This is a genomic window from Rhodopseudomonas palustris BisB18 (genome assembly GCF_000013745.1).
Taxonomy (GTDB): domain Bacteria; phylum Pseudomonadota; class Alphaproteobacteria; order Rhizobiales; family Xanthobacteraceae; genus Rhodopseudomonas_A; species Rhodopseudomonas_A palustris_F.
In genome coordinates, this window is sequence record NC_007925.1 from 1,343,212 (window position 1) to 1,360,567 (window position 17,356).

Annotated in this window: 18 protein-coding genes and 1 pseudogene; 16 read left to right on the plus strand and 3 right to left on the minus strand. The window is 63.7% G+C overall.

Annotated elements, in window-relative coordinates:
* The first annotated feature begins 103 nt into the window (after positions 1-103).
* The 10 genes from glgX (at position 104) to RPC_RS06215 (ending at position 10,374) form a co-directional block, all read left to right on the plus strand.
* The gene (gene glgX / locus RPC_RS06170; RefSeq protein WP_011471695.1) at positions 104-2,263 is read left to right on the plus strand and encodes a glycogen debranching protein GlgX; all 2,160 of its coding nucleotides are present in this window, start codon (positions 104-106) and stop codon (positions 2,261-2,263) included.
* 108 nt (positions 2,264-2,371) lie between these two features.
* Positions 2,372-2,746 (plus strand): response regulator, encoded by a 375-nt coding sequence (locus tag RPC_RS06175; RefSeq protein WP_011471696.1) that lies wholly within the window; start codon positions 2,372-2,374, stop codon positions 2,744-2,746.
* Positions 2,747-2,896: 150 nt separating this feature from the next.
* Positions 2,897-3,724: an alpha/beta hydrolase gene (locus tag RPC_RS06180; RefSeq protein ID WP_011471697.1), complete on the plus strand. Its 828-nt coding sequence runs from the start codon at positions 2,897-2,899 to the stop codon at positions 3,722-3,724.
* Positions 3,725-3,818: 94 nt separating this feature from the next.
* Complete coding sequence (locus tag RPC_RS06185) at positions 3,819-4,043, plus strand: hypothetical protein (protein WP_011471698.1); 225 nt, start codon at positions 3,819-3,821, stop codon at positions 4,041-4,043.
* A gap of 9 nt (positions 4,044-4,052) precedes the next feature.
* Positions 4,053-4,910 (plus strand): SDR family oxidoreductase, encoded by an 858-nt coding sequence (locus RPC_RS06190; protein WP_011471699.1) that lies wholly within the window; start codon positions 4,053-4,055, stop codon positions 4,908-4,910.
* Positions 4,911-5,257: 347 nt separating this feature from the next.
* Positions 5,258-5,965, plus strand: a complete 708-nt coding sequence (locus RPC_RS06195) for a Crp/Fnr family transcriptional regulator (RefSeq protein ID WP_041801461.1) — start codon at positions 5,258-5,260, stop codon at positions 5,963-5,965.
* Positions 5,966-6,114: 149 nt separating this feature from the next.
* The gene (pgm, locus tag RPC_RS06200) at positions 6,115-7,767 is read left to right on the plus strand and encodes a phosphoglucomutase (alpha-D-glucose-1,6-bisphosphate-dependent) (RefSeq protein ID WP_011471701.1); all 1,653 of its coding nucleotides are present in this window, start codon (positions 6,115-6,117) and stop codon (positions 7,765-7,767) included.
* A gap of 292 nt (positions 7,768-8,059) precedes the next feature.
* Complete coding sequence (locus tag RPC_RS06205) at positions 8,060-8,776, plus strand: NnrU family protein (protein WP_011471702.1); 717 nt, start codon at positions 8,060-8,062, stop codon at positions 8,774-8,776.
* A gap of 105 nt (positions 8,777-8,881) precedes the next feature.
* Positions 8,882-10,093, plus strand: a complete 1,212-nt coding sequence (locus RPC_RS06210) for an NnrS family protein (protein WP_011471703.1) — start codon at positions 8,882-8,884, stop codon at positions 10,091-10,093.
* A gap of 23 nt (positions 10,094-10,116) precedes the next feature.
* Positions 10,117-10,374: a DUF2249 domain-containing protein gene (locus RPC_RS06215; RefSeq protein ID WP_011471704.1), complete on the plus strand. Its 258-nt coding sequence runs from the start codon at positions 10,117-10,119 to the stop codon at positions 10,372-10,374.
* Here the strand turns inward: RPC_RS06215 and RPC_RS24960 are convergent.
* Positions 10,363-10,563: pseudogene (locus RPC_RS24960) on the minus strand (response regulator transcription factor); the annotation flags it as partial. The gene RPC_RS06215 and the pseudogene RPC_RS24960 overlap by 12 nt on opposite strands.
* 976 nt (positions 10,564-11,539) lie before the next feature.
* Here RPC_RS24960 and pufB point away from each other — a divergent pair.
* The 6 genes from pufB (at position 11,540) to RPC_RS06255 (ending at position 15,250) form a co-directional block, all read left to right on the plus strand.
* A complete protein-coding gene (pufB, locus tag RPC_RS06230; RefSeq protein WP_011471705.1) occupies positions 11,540-11,695 on the plus strand; it encodes a light-harvesting antenna LH1, beta subunit in 156 nt (51 codons plus the stop codon).
* Positions 11,696-11,707: 12 nt separating this feature from the next.
* Entirely contained in the window at positions 11,708-11,887 is a 180-nt protein-coding gene (locus tag RPC_RS06235; RefSeq protein ID WP_011471706.1) for a light-harvesting protein, read from the plus strand.
* A gap of 195 nt (positions 11,888-12,082) precedes the next feature.
* Positions 12,083-13,537, plus strand: a complete 1,455-nt coding sequence (locus RPC_RS06240; protein WP_011471707.1) for a PucC family protein — start codon at positions 12,083-12,085, stop codon at positions 13,535-13,537.
* A complete protein-coding gene (locus RPC_RS06245) occupies positions 13,534-14,190 on the plus strand; it encodes a hypothetical protein (RefSeq protein ID WP_011471708.1) in 657 nt (218 codons plus the stop codon). Before RPC_RS06240 ends, RPC_RS06245 begins: the two co-directional genes overlap by 4 nt.
* Before the next feature lie 9 nt (positions 14,191-14,199).
* A complete protein-coding gene (locus RPC_RS06250) occupies positions 14,200-14,469 on the plus strand; it encodes a hypothetical protein (protein WP_011471709.1) in 270 nt (89 codons plus the stop codon).
* A gap of 331 nt (positions 14,470-14,800) precedes the next feature.
* Entirely contained in the window at positions 14,801-15,250 is a 450-nt protein-coding gene (locus RPC_RS06255; RefSeq protein WP_011471710.1) for a hypothetical protein, read from the plus strand.
* A gap of 229 nt (positions 15,251-15,479) precedes the next feature.
* Here RPC_RS06255 and RPC_RS06260 read toward each other — a convergent pair whose 3' ends face one another.
* Together RPC_RS06260 and RPC_RS06265 are read right to left on the minus strand one after the other, a co-directional pair.
* On the minus strand, positions 15,480-15,938 hold the full coding sequence (locus tag RPC_RS06260) for a ferritin-like domain-containing protein (protein WP_011471711.1): 459 nt from the start codon (positions 15,936-15,938) through the stop codon (positions 15,480-15,482).
* Between the two features lie 113 nt (positions 15,939-16,051).
* Positions 16,052-17,281 carry a Coenzyme F420 hydrogenase/dehydrogenase, beta subunit C-terminal domain gene (locus RPC_RS06265; RefSeq protein WP_011471712.1) on the minus strand — a complete coding sequence of 410 codons (1,230 nt, stop codon included), beginning with the start codon at positions 17,279-17,281 and terminating at the stop codon, positions 16,052-16,054.
* Between the last annotated feature and the right edge of the window lie 75 nt (positions 17,282-17,356).

The following is a 17,356-nucleotide window of genomic DNA, read 5'->3' on the forward strand; positions in this document are numbered from 1 at the left end:
CTTCTAGCTGGCGCGATCCTCGCGCCGTCGACGATTGCCTTGATCGGCGGTTTGAACTTTGCTGGTAGCTGGTCGTTATTGCTCATATATATAGGGGGCTGTCATGAACCAGATGCCGAGGATTTCCACCGCCCAGTCTGTGGCGTCGCCCGCTCGCCACCGCGTGCTCGAAGGCCGACCGTTTCCGCTAGGGGCCAACTGGGACGGCCTGGGGGTGAATTTCGCGCTGTTTTCGGCCAACGCCACCAAGGTCGAGCTGTGCCTGTTCGACAATGACGGGCTGCGCGAATTGGAGCGGATCGAACTGCCGGAATACACCGACGAGGTCTGGCACGGCTATCTGCCTGACGCGCGGCCCGGACAAGTCTACGGCTACCGCGTTCACGGCCCCTATGCACCGGCCGAAGGCCACCGCTTCAACCCCAACAAGCTGCTGCTGGATCCCTACGCCAAGCAGATCGTCGGCGAGTTGCAATGGGATCCGGCGCTGTTCGGTTACACCCTCGGCTCGCCGGATGCCGATCTGTCGTTCGACCGGCGCGACAGCGCCGCGTTCGTGCCGAAATGCCGGGTGATCGATCCGGCCTTCACCTGGGGCGAGGACCGCCGGCCGCAAATCCCCTGGGAGCGGACGATTTTCTACGAGGCGCACGTCCGCGGCTACACCATGAAGCACCCCGCCGTGCCGGAAGCGCTGCGCGGCAGCTTCGCCGGCATGATGCATCACGAAGTGATCGACTACATCCGCAAGCTCGGCATCACCGCGCTGGAGCTGTTGCCGATCCACGCCTTCGTCGACGACAGTTACCTGGTCGAGAAGGGCAAGCACAATTATTGGGGTTACAACACCATCAGCTTCTTCGCGCCGCAAGCGCGCTATTTGTCCGGGCCGTTCGTCAACGAGTTCAAGGAAATGGTGGCGCAGTTTCACCGCGTCGGGATCGAGATCATCCTCGACGTGGTCTACAACCACACCGCCGAAGGCAACGAACTCGGACCGACGCTGTCGTTCAAGGGCATCGACAACGCCTCGTACTATCGGCTCGCGCCGGATCGGCGCTACTACATCAACGACACCGGCACCGGCAACACCGTCAACCTGTCGCACCAGCGGGTGCTGCAGATGGTCGCCGATTCGCTGCGCTATTGGGCGCAGGAGACCCGGGTCGACGGCTTCCGCTTCGATCTCGCCACCATTCTAGCCCGCGAGCCGTACGGCTTCGACGAGGGCGGGGGCTTTCTCGACGCCTGCCGGCAGGATCCGGTGCTGAGCCAAGTCAAATTGATCGCCGAGCCGTGGGATTGCGGGCCGGGCGGTTATCAGGTCGGGCACTTTTCGCCGGGCTGGGCGGAATGGAACGACCGTTTTCGCGACACCACCCGGGCGTACTGGAAGGGCGACGAAGGCAAGCTCGCGGAGCTTGCCACCCGGTTGTCCGCCTCGCCGGATCTGTTCAACAAGCGCGGCCGCAAGCCGTGGGCTTCGGTCAACTTCGTCACGGCCCATGACGGCTTCACGCTGAACGATCTGGTTTCCTACAACCACAAGCACAACGAGGCCAACGGCGAGGACAATCGCGACGGTCATTCGCATAATTTGGCCTGGAATCACGGCGTCGAAGGACCCACCGACGATCCGGAGATCCGCGAATTGCGTTTCCGGCAGATGCGCAATCTGTTGTCCACCCTGCTGTTGTCGCGCGGCACCCCGATGATCCTGGCCGGCGACGAATTCGCCCGTTCGCAGCAGGGCAACAACAACGCCTACGCGCAGGACAACGAGATCAGCTGGCTGGATTGGGAGGGCATTGATGAGGACGGCCGCCGCTTGATCGAGTTCACGCAGCGTCTGATCGAGACCCGGCAACGCCAACCGCTGTTTCACCGCGGCCGCTTTCTAACCGGGGCATACAACGAAGAACTCGGCGTCAAGGATGTCACCTGGGTCGATCCCAGCGGCGCCGAAATGACTTGCGAGCAATGGAACGACGGCAATGCGCGCTGCGTCGGCATGTTGCTCGACGGGCGCGCGCAGGTGACGGGCATCCGGCGCAAGGGGTCCGACAACACGCTGTTTCTGTTGTTCAACGCTCACCATGAGACGGTGACGTTTAAATTCCCGGCGGTGCCGCAGTGCCGCACTTGGGAGTGTCTGATCGACACCGATAAGCCAGGTGACGGCAAGCTCTCCCGGATCAAGAAAGAGGGCCACTACGACATGGTGGGACGCTCGTTATCGCTTTGGGAGGGGCGGCAGGCCTGAGGGCGCGACGACAACGGCAATGTCGGATCTCCGACATTAATCTTGCATCCCCGGAACGATAGCAGTCTCAAAAGCTTAGACTTTGTTGCGGTGGCGTGAGGCGGGTAAATGGCGGGATTGTCGAAGAAAAAGCCCATCGTTTTGGTGGTTGAGGACGAACTCCTGCTCCGGGCTGCTGCCGTCGACTTCATCGAAGCGGCGGGCTTCTCGGTTCTGGAGGCCGCAAGCGCCGACGAGGCGATCGAGATCCTGGAAGCCCGCGACGACATTCGCGTGGTGTTCACCGATATTCAGATGCCCGGCTCGATGGATGGGCTGAAACTCGCCCAGGCGGTACGGGGACGGTGGCCGCCGATCGAAATCATTGCAACGTCGGGTCACGTGTCGGTCGGTCCTGATGATCTTCCCGCGCGCGGTCGGTTTGTCCGCAAGCCTTACAGCCCAGCGCAGATCGCCAGCATGATCAGCGAATTGATCACCTGACCGGATATTGCACTGCCACCGCTTTTTTCGCGCTGCGGTAAGCTAACCTGCGGTTCTATTTCAAAAATTTAATTCGTGGCGTGCAATCCGGGGGCTTTCCGCGCTATCAAAGAAGCCCACCTGAGCGGGATCTTTTGCACGGATGGCGCGATGAAGAAGCTGGCGATCATTGTGAGCGTGTTTGTCCTGGCGGTTGGCTCGTATTTCGTCGCCAGTAAGCTGGCGATCCGGCACGAGACGTTGCATTTGTTCGACAGCGCGCGAAATCGCGCGATTGATGTCGACATCGCCGTGCGGCGCGACGCCGAGATGAGGGCGATGGCTGGCATTCCCCTGCCGGTCGCTATTCTTAGCCACGGCAACACCGTCAAGAACACCGAATACTCCTTCCTCGCCAACGTGCTGGCGGCCCGCGGCTACATGGTCGCCAGCATCCAGCACGATCTGCCCACCGACGTGCCGCTGATGACCAAGGCCGGCTCGCTCTATGTCGGCCGCCTGCAGGTCTACGAGCGGGGCATGGAGAACATCCTGTTTGCCATCAGCGAGCTGAAGAAGATCCAGCCCAATGCGGATTACCAGCATCTGACGTTGGCCGGTCATTCGAACGGCGGGGACATTTCGATGTTCTTCGCCCAGCAGCGTCCCGAGCTGGTGCGGCGGGTGGTAACGCTGGACAATCTGCGGGTGCCGTTCGTCACGTCGGGGGCCGCCAAGATCCTGTCGTTCCGCTCCAAGGACCCGGTGTTCAAGACCGACCCGGGCGTGTTGCCGGATCCCGAATTGGCCAAACAGGCGGGAATCGACATCGTTCGGACCGAGTATCAACACACCGACATGAGCGACCGCGGTCCGGATACCGTCAAGCAAAGGATCCAGGAGACGCTGGATAAATTTCTCAGTGAAGAAGACGCCAGCCAGCTCGGCCCGGTCGATACCGGCAAGTTGCTGACCGATCCGCGGGCGATGGGCCCATAGCTGTTACGGCCGGCGGTCTCGCGACGCTGCGACGCCAGCGCTGGGAACCTTTTTTCGAGCGAGTGCTTTTCACTCCGGAACGGGAGTGATTGCCATGTTGGCCCAGCAAAATCTGCGCACCGCCGGATTGGAAGTTCTCGATCAAGCCTATGATATCGCCTTCGACTATCTCCGGATGAGCGGTGCGATCCCTGAGATGTTCGGGGTGCACGAACTGTTGCTCGATACGGTGGTGGATCTGTACTACCGCGGCGAGCGCAACAAGATCCGTCTCGCCAACAAGGCGATCTCGGCGTTCGAAAACGCCTTCCGTCACTGAGTGCGACACATGCTGCATTATCCGAAGCCGCCGTTCGCGTCGCAAGCGCAGCCGATGCCGGGTTCGACCGACGCGATGACGCCGCGGCCCGATCACGGCGAGGACAGCTACAAGGGATCCGGGCGACTGGCTGGCATGAAGGCGGTGATTACCGGCGGCGACAGCGGCATCGGCCGCGCCGTGGCGATCGCCTATGCCCGCGAAGGCGCCGACATCCTGATCTCCTATCTCGACGAGAACGAGGAAGCGGCCGAGGTCAAGGAGTTGATCGAACGGGAAGGCCGCAAGGCGGTTCTGGTGCCGGGCGACCTGCAGTGGCCGGAGCATTGCCGTCGGGTGGTCCAGCGCGCCGCCGAGGAGCTGGGCGGCATCGATATCCTGGTCAACAACGCCGCGCACCAGGCGACCTTCAAGGACATCGGCGACATAACGGACGAGGAATGGGAGCTGACCTTCAAGGTCAACATCCACGCGATGTTCCATCTGACCAAGGCGGCGGTGCCGCACATGAAGCCGGGCAGCGCCATCATCAACACCGCCTCGGTGAATTCGGACATGCCGAATCCAATGCTGCTGGCCTATGCCACCACCAAGGGCGCGATCCAGAACTTCACCGGCGGGCTGGCGCAGATGCTGGCGCCCAAGGGGATTCGCGCCAACGCCGTGGCGCCGGGGCCGATCTGGACCCCGTTGATTCCATCGACCATGCCGGAGGAGGCGGTGAAGAATTTCGGCAAGCAAACGCCGATGCAGCGCCCAGGCCAGCCGGCCGAACTCGCCACAGCTTACGTGATGCTGGCCGATCCGTTGTCGAGCTATGTCTCCGGCACCACCATTGCGGTCACCGGCGGCAAGCCGTTCATCTGAGAATCGCGCCAAGCCGGGTGGGGGCAACCGCCGGTATGGGAGGGCACTTGGCGTTGCCGCCAAACTGCGCGGTTGCGCGATTCGCAAATTTACCAACCAGGATTGAGCCTCTGTCGTGTCTCGGACAGATTAAGTTCCGCCGGCTGCAGCGCTGGAGGGTGTGCAAACCTTGCTCCCGTAGTCTTTTTGGCGGTTTCCGGTGCGCTGCGCCGCTGCCCGCCTAAGCGCGGAACCGGACAGACAAATCAAAGGCCGTTTTCATATATTGCTCTATCCGCGGAATGCGTCTCGGCGCGTCCTCCCTCCCCCTGCGGTTGACGGCCCGACCGACCGGGCGGAACATCGCAGTGACATCCCTAAACTTCAGATTTCCCTTGGAAAACAAATTGTTGGCGGGGCTGCCCCGCGCTCAGTTCGATCTGTTGACGCCGCATATGACGACGGCGTCCCTGCCGCAGGGGCTTGTGCTGGTCGAGCCCGGCGACGAGTTCGAACACGTCTATTTCCCTCACAATGGGATGCTGTCGCTGCTTGCGGTTTTGCGCGACGGCAAGGCGATCGAAACCGCGACGGTGGGGCGCGAAGGCGTGGTCGGCGCGATGGCCGGGTTCGGACTGTACAAGTCGCTGGTTCGCGTGGTGGTGCAGATGCCGACCTCGTTGACCAAGATTCCGTCCTCGCAATTCCGCAAGGTCGCCACCGGCAGCGACGTGCTGCGCAACCTGTGCATCCAATACAATGAAGTGCTGCTGTCGCAGGCCCGGGTCACTGCGGCGTGTAACGCGCTTCATCTGATCGAGGCCCGGTTCTGTCGCTGGCTGCTGCAATCCGCCGACCGGGCCGGCGGCGACACCGTCAACCTGACCCAGGAATTCCTCGCCGAAATGCTCGGCGTACGGCGCACCTCGGTCACCGAGGTCGCGACCAAGTTGCAGACCGCCGGCTTGATCTCCTATTCGCGCGGCGTCATCAAGATCCTGAATCGGCCGGCGGTGGCGAAGCTGTCGTGCGAATGCTACGAGACGCTGCTGGAACAGTCCTCGATGTTGCTCTGAGAGCAAACCTCGGGTCGGCTCAACCTCTGCCACTTTGGTAGGGCCGCCGCGGCGCACGCGGAATTTTCAATCGGATCAGCGACGTGCCATGGTGCCGCGATGAAGCGGCCGCCCGGTCGCGTGTTTTCTCGTCCATCCAGGAGCAACAAATGGTTGCGGAAGTCAGTCCGCTCGCCGGCCACATCATTGACTCGTCAATGCTGGTCAACGTGCCGCGTTTGGTCACGGCGTATTTCGCCGGCCGGCCCGATCCGGCGATCCCGGCGCAACGCGTGGCGTTCGGCACCTCGGGCCACCGCGGTTCGGCCTTCAACAATGCTTTCAATGAGGCGCACATTCTGGCAGTGAGCCAGGGCGTGTGTGAATACCGGCGCCGCGCCGGCATCGACGGGCCGTTGTTCATCGGCATCGACACCCACGCGCTGGCGGAGCCCGCGCTGGCCAGCGCGCTCGAAGTGTTCGCCGCCAACGGCGTCGAGGTGATGATCGACGAACACGACGGTTACACCCCGACCCCGGCGATCTCGCACGCCATCCTGAGCTACAACCGCGGCCGGACCAGCGGTCTCGCCGACGGCGTGGTGATCACGCCGTCGCACAATCCGCCGGAGGACGGCGGCTTCAAATACAATCCGCCGAACGGCGGCCCGGCCGACACCGACATCACCAGCGACATCGAACGCACCGCCAACGCGTTGCTCGAGGACGACTTGCGCGGCGTCAAGCGGATCACGCTGGATCGCGCGCTACGCTCGGCCAACGTGCACCGCCACGATTATGTCGGACCCTACGTCGCCGATCTGGAAAACGTCATCGACATGGCGGCGATCAAGGCCTCCGGCGTCAAGATCGGCATCGATCCGTTGGGCGGCGCCGCGGTGCATTATTGGCAGCCGATCATCGAGCGCTACGGCATCGACGCCAGCATCGTCAGCGACGTGGTCGATCCGACCTTCCGCTTCATGACCGCGGATTGGGACGGCAAGGTGCGAATGGACTGCTCCTCGCCCTATGCGATGGCGCGGCTGATCGGGATGCGCGACAAGTTCGATGTCGCCTTCGCCAACGACACCGACGCCGACCGCCACGGCATCGTCGCCCGCTCCTGCGGCCTGCTCAACCCGAACCACTATCTCGCAGTGGCGATCGATTATCTGTTCCAGCACCGTCCGGGCTGGCGCGCCGACAGCGCGATCGGCAAGACCATCGTCTCCAGCGGCTTGATCAACCGCGTCGCCACCAGACTCGGTCGCAAGCTGGTCGAGACCCCGGTCGGCTTCAAATGGTTCGTCAACGGCCTGGTTGACGGCTCGTTCGGCTTCGGCGGCGAGGAGAGCGCCGGCGCCTCGTTGCTGCGCCGCGACGGCACGGTGTGGACCACCGACAAGGACGGTCTGATCCTCGGCCTGCTCGCCGCCGAGATCACCGCGACCACCAAATCCGATCCGGGAGAACACTATCAGAAGCTCGCGCAGGAGCTCGGCCGGCCCTATTACGAGCGAATCGACGCCCCGGCGAGCCGCGAGCAGAAGGCCAAGTTCAAGACGCTGACCGCGGAGACGCTCGGCCTCAAGCAATTGGCCGGCGAGCCGATCGAGGCGGTGATGACCAAAGCGCCCGGCAACGATCAGCCGTTCGGCGGCGTCAAAGTGGTCACCGCGAACGGCTGGTTCGCGGCGCGCCCCTCCGGCACCGAGGACGTCTACAAGATCTACGCCGAAAGCTTCCGCGGCCAGGATCATTTGCGGCAGATCCAGCAGGAGGCGCAAAGCGCGTTGTCTGCGGTGTTCGCGAAGGGGTGATGGCCAGAGGCTTTCGCGGTTAAGAGTCTCGGGCGTCCGCAATCCCTCGTAGGTGCGTCGCGACGCCAACCGGAAAAGGAGGCCGTCATTCCGGGGCGCGAGGCCGAAAGGCCGAGCGAACCCGGACTCTCGCAACAGGTTTGGACCTCGCACCAGCGGCGAGATTCCGGGTTCACTCGCAGCTCCGCTGCTCGTGCCCCGGAATGACAGCTTCGTCGTTGCGAACCGCGTCGCCCCAAATGGACATGCGCCGGGGCAGTGTCGTAGCTTCAACGGCCACAACGGGAGCCCAATGCCAGCCAGCGCGGTGATCCACTTCGGCGACTGGGCGGAGTTCATCGCCGCCTTCGCGGTGTTCTTGGCCTCGCATGCCGTGCCGTCGCGCCCTGCGGTGCGTGCCGCGATGGTGGCGCGGCTGGGCGAGCGCGGTTTTCTGGCGCTCTACAGCGGCGTCTCGCTATTGGTGCTGGCCTGGCTGATCGGCGCCGCCGGCCGCGCGCCGTTGCTGCCGCTGTGGCCGTTCGAGCCCTGGCAGATGCTGGCGCCCAATCTGGCGATGCCGTTCGTCTGCCTGCTGGCGGCGTTCGGTGTCGGCGCCGCCAACCCGCTGTCGTTCGGCGGCAATCCCAGGCTCGCCTTCGACCCCGAGCAACCCGGCATCGTCGGCGCGGCGCGGCATCCGTTGTTGTGGGCGATCGCGCTGTGGTCCGGCGCGCATCTGGTGCCGAATGGCGATCTCGCCCATGCCCTGCTGTTCGGCTTCTTCGCGCTGATTGCGCTTGCCGGCATGGTGATGATCGACCGCCGCAAGCAGCGCCGGCTCGGATACGAGGCCTGGCACGCCTTGGCCCGCAACACCTCGTTCTGGCCGTTCGCCGCGCTGCTGCAGGGCCGCTTTCGGCCGCGATCCTATGGCGTCGACGCCAAGCGGCTGGCGATCGCCCTGGTCGCCTGGCTGACGCTGTTGGCGCTGCATGCGCCGGTGATCGGCGTGTCGCCACTGCCCTAACTCGCGTGATCTCGCGCCCAATCGCCGCGAAGCTTGCGCTGGCACAACCCGGGCGGTCGGCACCGCTCTACAAATGCTCGGAGCGCAACGCACCGGACATCCGACATGAGCCCGATTCCCCGCTTTCAGCCGCACCATGGCCCGGCCATCCTGTCGAGCGGCTTTCGGCCGTTCTTTTTCGCCGGCGCGATCTATGCCGCGCTCGCGGTGCTGATCTGGCTGCCGTTCTATTATGGCGAGTTGACGCTTGCGACCACGCTGGCGCCGCGCGATTGGCACGTCCACGAAATGCTGTACGGTTATCTGCCGGCGGTGATCACCGGCTTTCTGTTCACCGCGATCCCGAACTGGACCGGCCGGATGCCGATCCAGGGCTGGCCCCTGCTGGGCCTGGTGTTGGTCTGGCTGGCCGGCCGCTTCGTGATGGCGTTTTCCGCCGACATCGGCTGGCTCGCGGCGTTGCTGATCGACGCTGGCTTCTTGGCGCTGGTGGCGCTGGTGGTGGCGCGGGAAATCATCACCGGCCGCAAATGGAACAATCTTCCGGTGGTGCTACTGCTGACCCTGCTGCTGGCCGGCAATATCGGCTTTCACCTCGAGGCGCATTTCGGCGGCCTCGCCGATATCAGCATCCGGCTCGGCATCGCCGTGGTGATCCTGCTGATCGGCATGATCGGCGGCCGCATCATTCCGAGCTTCACCCGCAATTGGCTGGTGCGCGAGAACCCTGGCCGCTTACCCTCGCCGTTCGGCCGCTTCGACATGGCGGTGGTGGCCGCGAGTGCGGCGAGCCTGGTGCTCTGGGTGGCGTTCAAGGACGGCACTCTGGTCGGCGCCGCGCTCGGCATCGCCGGGGTCTTGCATCTGGTTCGGCTCGCCCGCTGGGCCGGCCACCGCACCACCAGGGAGCGCCTGGTTCTGGTGCTGCACGTCGGCTATTTGTTCGTGCCGCTCGGCTTCTTGTTGACCGCCGCGGCGGCGTTCGGACTGACCGCGCCGAGCGCCGGCGCCCACGCCTGGATGGTCGGCGCTGCCGGCATCATGACGCTGGCGGTGATGACCCGTGCCAGCCTCGGCCACACCGGCCAGCAACTCACCGCGTCGCTGACCACCCAAACCATCTACGCGATGGCGACGGTGGCGGTGCTGGCGCGGATCTGCGCGGCGGTCCATCCGGCTTGGAGCGTCGGCCTGCTGCACCTGGCGGCGTTCGCCTGGGCGGCGGCCTTCCTCGGCTTCGCGATCAGCTTCGGTCCGCTGTTGCTAGGTCATCGCAAGCGGCAGTCGGCGGTGCCCGCAGCGCAGCCCAGCGCCTGAGTCCCCGCAACAAGGAAATGCCGATGTCCGACAGCGACGACACCGAGACCGTGCTCGACGTGCGCCGGCTCGAGCCGCAGCAGCGCCACGCCATCGTCCAGCGGCTGATCGATCGGCTGCCGCCGGGCCGCAGCCTGCAAGTGATAGCCGATCACAATCCGCGACCGCTGCGCGGCTATCTCGAGATGGTGCACGGCGACGAAGCCGATTGGAGCTATCTCGAACAGGGCCCGGAGGTCTGGCGGGTCAAGCTGCGCCGGGGCGTTGCATCAGCACTCTGACTCGTCGAGCCAGCCCATGCTGATCGCGAAGCGCACCACGTCGACGCGGTTGTGACATCCGAGCTTGTTCATGCCGCGCGCCTTGTAGGTCTCGACGCTCTTGGCGCCGATCTGCAGCTTGGCGGCGATGGTCTTGTTGCTGTAGCCGACCGCAGCAAGCCGCAGCACCTCATTCTCGCGGGCGCTGAGTTGGTGTCTCGATCGTTGATCCATGTGCAATCCGGACGTTTCAACGGCGGATGATCGGCAACCAAAACTTCGATCCTGATGCGCTCCGAGCAGGGCTTCGGACCTCGATATCGCACGGGAAGCTGCATTCTGTCATGTAAAACTGACATCATATTCGTCAAGTAATTTTGACAGTCCGGGGGCTGGACATCGAACGGCGGCCCTCTGGCGCCATCGCCCCCTCGAAAACCCCCGCCGCGCCGATCAGGTCAGTGAACCTGATCGCCGTGGCCGGCGCCATCGCCCCCTCGAAAACCCCCGCCGCGCCGATCGAAGCTGGCGCAGCCTGGCCAGTCCGCACGACCGGTCGATTGCCCCGGGCTTTCCTGGCAGGGGCTGCCCGCCGCGGTGGTCCCTGAGACGAGCGATTCCGCCCCTCCTTACGACCAAAGAATAATCCAGTTGTCCGGCTGCGTCGGCAGATCCGGTCGCTCGGGTGACTTGCCAGGCGGTCCTAGCTGGCGCGCCGGGAAAACCCCGGGTCGCGGCAGAAAACAAAGCCGATCAAGCCGCTTAGCGGCGGACTCGGGGATATTGGGGCAAATGCCGGGGCTGGTACGTTAATGCCGGCCATCAATCGCGATGGTATCCCGCAGCATCCTCGGGATCCTCATCACAAGTTCGCCGCTTGTTGTCACGTTTAGTTGACAAAGTTGGGTGTCAGGTTATTCTTACACTCACTCGAGCGAGTAGGAGTTCCCATCACGAACGAGGGTGTTTCCCAAGCAAATTGGGGGCATTCCGGTCTGGGAATTTCCGATCAAACGAGTCTGGAATCGCTTCGTTCGATCCGCGTCTCGATTGGTGACGGGGCTCTGGGCGAGGCAACAGACAGGACATGCTGAGACCAAGCGAACATCTGTTCGGCGTAGCAGCGAAATAACCTGCGTGCGGGTTCAGCACGAAACTGATCGTAAGTCTCTTAGGAGGTTATGTTATGGTAGACGATCCGAACAAGGTCTGGCCGACTGGCTTGACAATCGCGGAATCGGAAGAACTCCACAAGCACGTCATCGACGGCACGCGCATCTTCGGCGCGATCGCGATCGTTGCTCACTTTCTGGCGTATGTCTATTCGCCGTGGCTGAAGTAAGGGGAACCGAAAATGAATCAAGGTCGTATCTGGACTGTCGTTAAGCCGACCGTCGGTCTGCCCCTGCTGCTGGGCAGCGTCACCATCATCGCGATCCTCGTGCACTACGCTGTGCTCTCGCACACCACCTGGTTCCCGAAGTACTGGAACGGCAAGACCGCCGCGATCGAGTCCTCGGTCAACGTCGGTTAATTCGGCTCCTTAGAGCTGTGATGGCAGGACCGGGATCCAAGGGTCCCGGTCGCTTGCTTTGTAGCCGGGGTGAACAAGCGGTGCCATCTTGGCCAGGCTTGTTCATCTTCGGCCACGAAGCGGTCTTTCCGCTTATCGATTGGGGAGCGGTGTTCGCAGCAACGCCAGCCTCTCATCTGTTGGACTAGCTCAACGATGAACCCTGTCAGTCAAAAAGCGATGAAGGCCTGGATATCGTTGGGGACGCGCTTCCTGCCGTTCGCGGATGCGGCGACCCCGGACTTGCCGCTGTCGCGGCTGCTGCGGCTCTCCCTGTTTCAAGTCTCGGTCGGAATGTCCCTGGTGCTGCTGGTCGGCACGTTGAACCGGGTGATGATCGTCGAGTTAAACGTGCCGGCGTCGATCGTCGGCATCATGATTTCGCTGCCGCTGATCTTTGCGCCGTTTCGGGCGCTGATCGGCTTTCGCTCCGACGTCCATAAGTCCGTGCTCGGCTGGAAGCGGGTGCCGTTCCTCTACAAGGGCACCATGGTGCAGTTCGGCGGGCTGGCGATCCTGCCGTTCGCGCTGTTGGTGCTGTCGGGCGGCGGCGAAGCCGGCCATGCCCCGGTGTGGATCGGGCAGGCCGCCGCGGCGATCGCCTTCCTGCTGATCGGCGCCGGCGTGCACACCACCCAGACCGTCGGGCTCGCGCTCGCCACCGATCTGGCGGCGCCGGAATCGCGGCCCAAGGTCGTCGGCCTGATGTATGTCATGCTGCTGTTCGGCATGATCGCCAGCGCTTTCATCTTCGGCGCGCTGCTGGCGGATTTCTCGCCCGGCCGTCTGATCCAGGTGATCCAGGGCGCGGCGGTGGTCACCATCGTGCTGAACGGCATCGCGGTCTGGAAGCAGGAAACCCGGCGCTCCGGCGCCGCCGCGCAGGCCGCGCAGCAGCCGCGCACGCCTGGCTTCCGCGAAACCTGGGACGCCTTCATCGCCGGCGACAACGCGCTGCGCCGATTGGTTGCCGTCGGCCTCGGCACCATGGCGTTCAGCATGGAAGACGTGCTGCTGGAGCCGTTCGGCGGCCAAATTCTTCATCTCGCGGTGGGCGACACCACCAAGCTCACCGCGGCGCTGGCGCTCGGCGGCCTGTTCGGCTTCGCTCTGGCCTCGCGCGTGCTCAGCCGCGGCGCCGATCCGTTCCGGATGGCGAGCTATGGCGCCCTGGTCGGCATTCCGGCGTTTCTCGCGGTGATCTTCGCCGCCCCCTTGATGTCAGCCTTGCTGTTCGGCGCCGGCACCTTCCTGATCGGCTTCGGCGCCGGCTTGTTCGGTCACGGCACGTTGACCGCGACCATGAATGCCGCGCCGAAGCATCAGGCCGGCCTGGCGCTCGGCGCCTGGGGCGCGGTGCAGGCCTCGGCCGCCGGCATTGCGATCGCGCTCGGCGGCGTGCTGCGAGATCTCGTCGATGCGATCGCACCCCACACCTCGCTTGGCGCCGCCGCGGGCTATGATTTCGTCTATTGCCTCGAAATCGTTCTGCTGTTGGCGACGCTCATCATCATGGTCCCGCTCATTCGACAACCCGGAGCCTATGCCGGAGCGGGGCAGCTTCTGACACGGCCACCGATCGGCCTTGAGACTGAAACGGAGAAGTCATGACCCAAATCACCCGATTGTATGACACCAGCAGGCAGATCTCGGCGATCGAGACCGAACTGAAGAGCGCCAGCTTCAAATACGCCGTCGTCACCAGCGCGCAGCCCGGCAAGCCCGGCACGACACTCGACGAGACCATTCTGGCCGCGCTGGTGCGGGCCGGCGTGTCGCGCGGTGAAGGCCGTTCCTATGTCGAGGCCATCAAGAAGGGCGGCGCGGTGGTTTCGGTTCAGGCCGAATTCGGATTCGGCGCCAAGGCGTCCGCGATCCTGGATCGCTACAGCCCGAACAAGGCCAGCATCCCGAGTTCGTCGACCGGCAGCGTCGAGATCGACGATGCGACGCCGTTCTCCAATATCCTGCACGCGCCGGTGCTGCTGGATAACTCGGGGCCATACGAATCCTACTCCGGTACCCCGCTGTTGGTGGATAGCAACAAGACGTATTCCGGTACCCCGTTATTGGTCGATAGCCAAAAGACCTATTCCGGCACGCCGCTTCTGCTTGATAGCAAGGGACCGTACAAATCTTTCTCCGGCACCCCTCTGCTGCTCGATACCGAGGGATCTTACAAGTCGTATTCCGGCACACCGCTCCTGATCAACAATCCGACCCCGCTGTCGTCCTGGCTGGGTCTTCCTGTCCTCTCAAAGTAGGTGGAAAAAATGTCCAACGATTCTTATCAGTCCTATTCCGGCACGCCGCTGCTCGCCGACAGCAACAAGTTCTATTCCGGCACGCCGCTGCTGGTCGACAGCGACAAGACCTATTCCGGCACCCCGCTCGTTCTCGAGCAGAAGGGTGAGTACAAGTCGTTCTCAGGCATGCCGCTGCTGATCGACAGCAACACGTTCTTCTCGGGCTCTCCGCTGCTGCTGCAGCAAGAGGGCGAGTACAAGTCGTTCTCCGGTTCGCTGCTGCTGCTCGGCAAGTAAACCCAACGCCGGCCTGTCAAACCAAACGCCGCGGGCAGCAATGCCTGCGGCGTTTGTTTTTGTGCCGCGCCGCAAGCCGGCCGCCGCGATCGGTGTCGCCAGTCTCGTTTCAACGACGTGGGTGCCGACCACGTGAGCCGGCCCCGCGTTTGGCCTGCGCTAAGCGTGCTGCCGGACATATAGTCCGATCGTTAGCCGGGCCGAATAGCCCCTTCGAACGCCGTGCCGCGGGCGCTCCTCGGCGCGTGAGTCGCGACGTCGTTGGCTCTGGAACCAAACCAAACATCCTCCGTTACTTTTGCTGAAATCTGCAAACCCCTTGGAGGATCTTATGAACGGTGACCAACCCATCAGCTGGCTGATGTTCTTCACGCTTGCTGCCGGCGTCGTGATTGTCGGCGCGGTATTTCTCAATTTCATTCGTTCGCGTTCGAACCGTGAGGCGGCGGAAAATGCGCTGGAAGGCGATGGTCGCAGCCGCGGCGCCGCGCCGAGCGGAGCTCTGCCCGAGCTGCTCGGGATCACCGCGTTCGCCTTGATCGCCATGGGCCTGCTGGCCGTCGGCCAGAACAACAAGCCGAGCGTCGAAACCGCGCAGCTGCCCGGTCAGGTCGGCACCACCACGGGACAGGGCCAGGGCAACATGCAGGATCCGGGGTCGTTCAACCAGCCGAAGCGCTATCAGCCGGCCAATCCGGGCACTGACAACCGCGTCGCGCCGACCGGCTCTGACACTGGCGTCGGCGCCTCGCCGGGCAACACCGGCACCCCGACCAAGTAAGCGCAATCACCTCTTGGTGATCGGATCGGGGGCCTCGGCCCCCGATTTCATTTTGACTTCACCCTTGGCGGCCGCCCGAAAAAACCAGCCCCGCTTGCGCGGAGCTGGTTGGCATCGTCGTCTCAGATCGATCGCTCAGATCATCGTCTCAGAGGTTTTCGGTTTGGGAGTCCCGGATTGCGGTTTTCGGGAAACATCATCCTCAATCAAGAGCCACGAGCGACTCGGTTCAGGTGCTGGCGGAGGCGCGTTCGTAGTCCGCCTGTTCGACTTCCATCTTGGCGATCTTCTGCTGGATCTTGCTGCGCTGCGAAGTCAGCAACGCGGCGATCGAAGTCGGCGCGGCCGCCGTCTGCAACGCGTCGTCGTACTTGGAAACGTTGCGCTTCTCGCCGTCGATCAGGCCCGGCAGGACGCTGCCGTCGAGGCCATTGAACAGCGATCGCACGTTCATGATGGTGCGGTGAACGATGCTCATGAACGAACCGTCATTGTCCGGCGTTTCGCCGGCCGCGGTGAGTTCAGCGCCGAGTTCGCGGGCGTTGGCTTCGTGCAGCGCGATCATTTCGTTGAACAGCCCGGTCAGGCCGCGGCCTTCGGCATCCTCGAGCGCTTCCTGATAGCCGTTGCGGGCGTCGATCGCCGCGGTGTGCAGCGTCTTCAAATGATCGAGTAGGTCCTGGTCCACATTATCCTCCACGGGTTAGGCGCCGCCGGCCCGCCGCAGGCTGTAGCAGCGATGCCAGACAACCGCCGCGGAGCAGGCGGGTTCCCGTCACGGTGTCGCAGCGGAGGAGGTTGTTACTTGCGCTCGCCGTCTTGCGGCTCGATACCGTATGGTTTTACCAGCGCCCAGACGTGCGCCGGTACCATGTTCTTGATGCGTTGCGGATATTGCCGGCGCAGATGCAGCACGCTCTCGATCGCCTTCATCTCGACCCGGGTGCGGGCGAATTCCAGCCCGCGCGGACCCACTTTGGGCATCAGCCAGCCCATCAACGGGCGCAGCCAGTTCGGCATGCCGCGCACCGGAAGGCCGCCAGCGGCGAGTTCGACGTTCTTCATGAAGCCCTTCACCGGGGCTGTGCGCTTGCCGGCGCTGCCGGGTTCGCTGAGCCTCACCTCGTCGCCAAGCACGCGCAGCAATTCCTCGCCGCGTTCGTTGCGGATCAGCAGCCACTGTTCGCCCTGGCCGCCCATATAGCCGACGGTGATGTCCGCCAGCGTATTGGTGTAGTCGACGCAGGTGCGGCAGGTCATCGGAAAGAAATCCGGCGGCAGCTTGGAGATCGGCAGCAGCAGGAACGGAATCTCCTTCACCCTTCCGTCATCGAAGCGCAGCTCGACATGATAGTCGGCGCGAAATTCCAGATAGGTGATGCTGTCGGGCTTGTCCGACAGCAGATCGAGGAACTGGTGGAAGCTCTCCGTCGTGGTATTGTCGGAACACGGCGTGCCGATCGCGTAGAGCTTTTCGAAGCCGAGTTTCTGTTCGAGTTGCCGCAGCGCGTAGATCTGGCAGGGAATCCCGATCACCGCGATCCGCTTGTGGCCGGCGTCGCGCGCCGGCTCCAGCAGCGACAACAGTGGCGCGTAGCCCATCCGCATGCCGCGGCAGGCCTTCATGCCCTCCGCTTTGGTGACGATCACCGGCATCGGCTTCCATTTGTCGTCGGGGTCCTGCGCCATGGTCAGCACCGCGTCGACCGCGCCGGTCTGCAACAGCCGCTCGCCGATCATTGTGGTGATGCCGGTCCATTGCGCGCCCTGCCGCGGCTGTTTCATCGCCGCGCGCACCATGCGGCGGAACGGGCCGAAGAAAGCTTCGTCGGGCTTGGCGGGATCGCGCACCCGGCCGTGGACGCGCAATTCCATCGCCGGATAGTCCGGTTTGATGAACTGGCAGGCCTGGCCGCATTGCTTGGGATCGCTGGTGCGCGACACCCCGCAATCGGTGCACAACTCGCGCGCCACCGGCTCGGCCAGAGGCGGGGTCCACACCGCGGGAACTGGATCGGCCAGATCTGCCATGCGCGTCTCAAGTCCTGGCTGGGCGTTCACGCCGCGTCTGCTTCGGGCGAGCCGCATTTCTAAGAACCGGCGGTG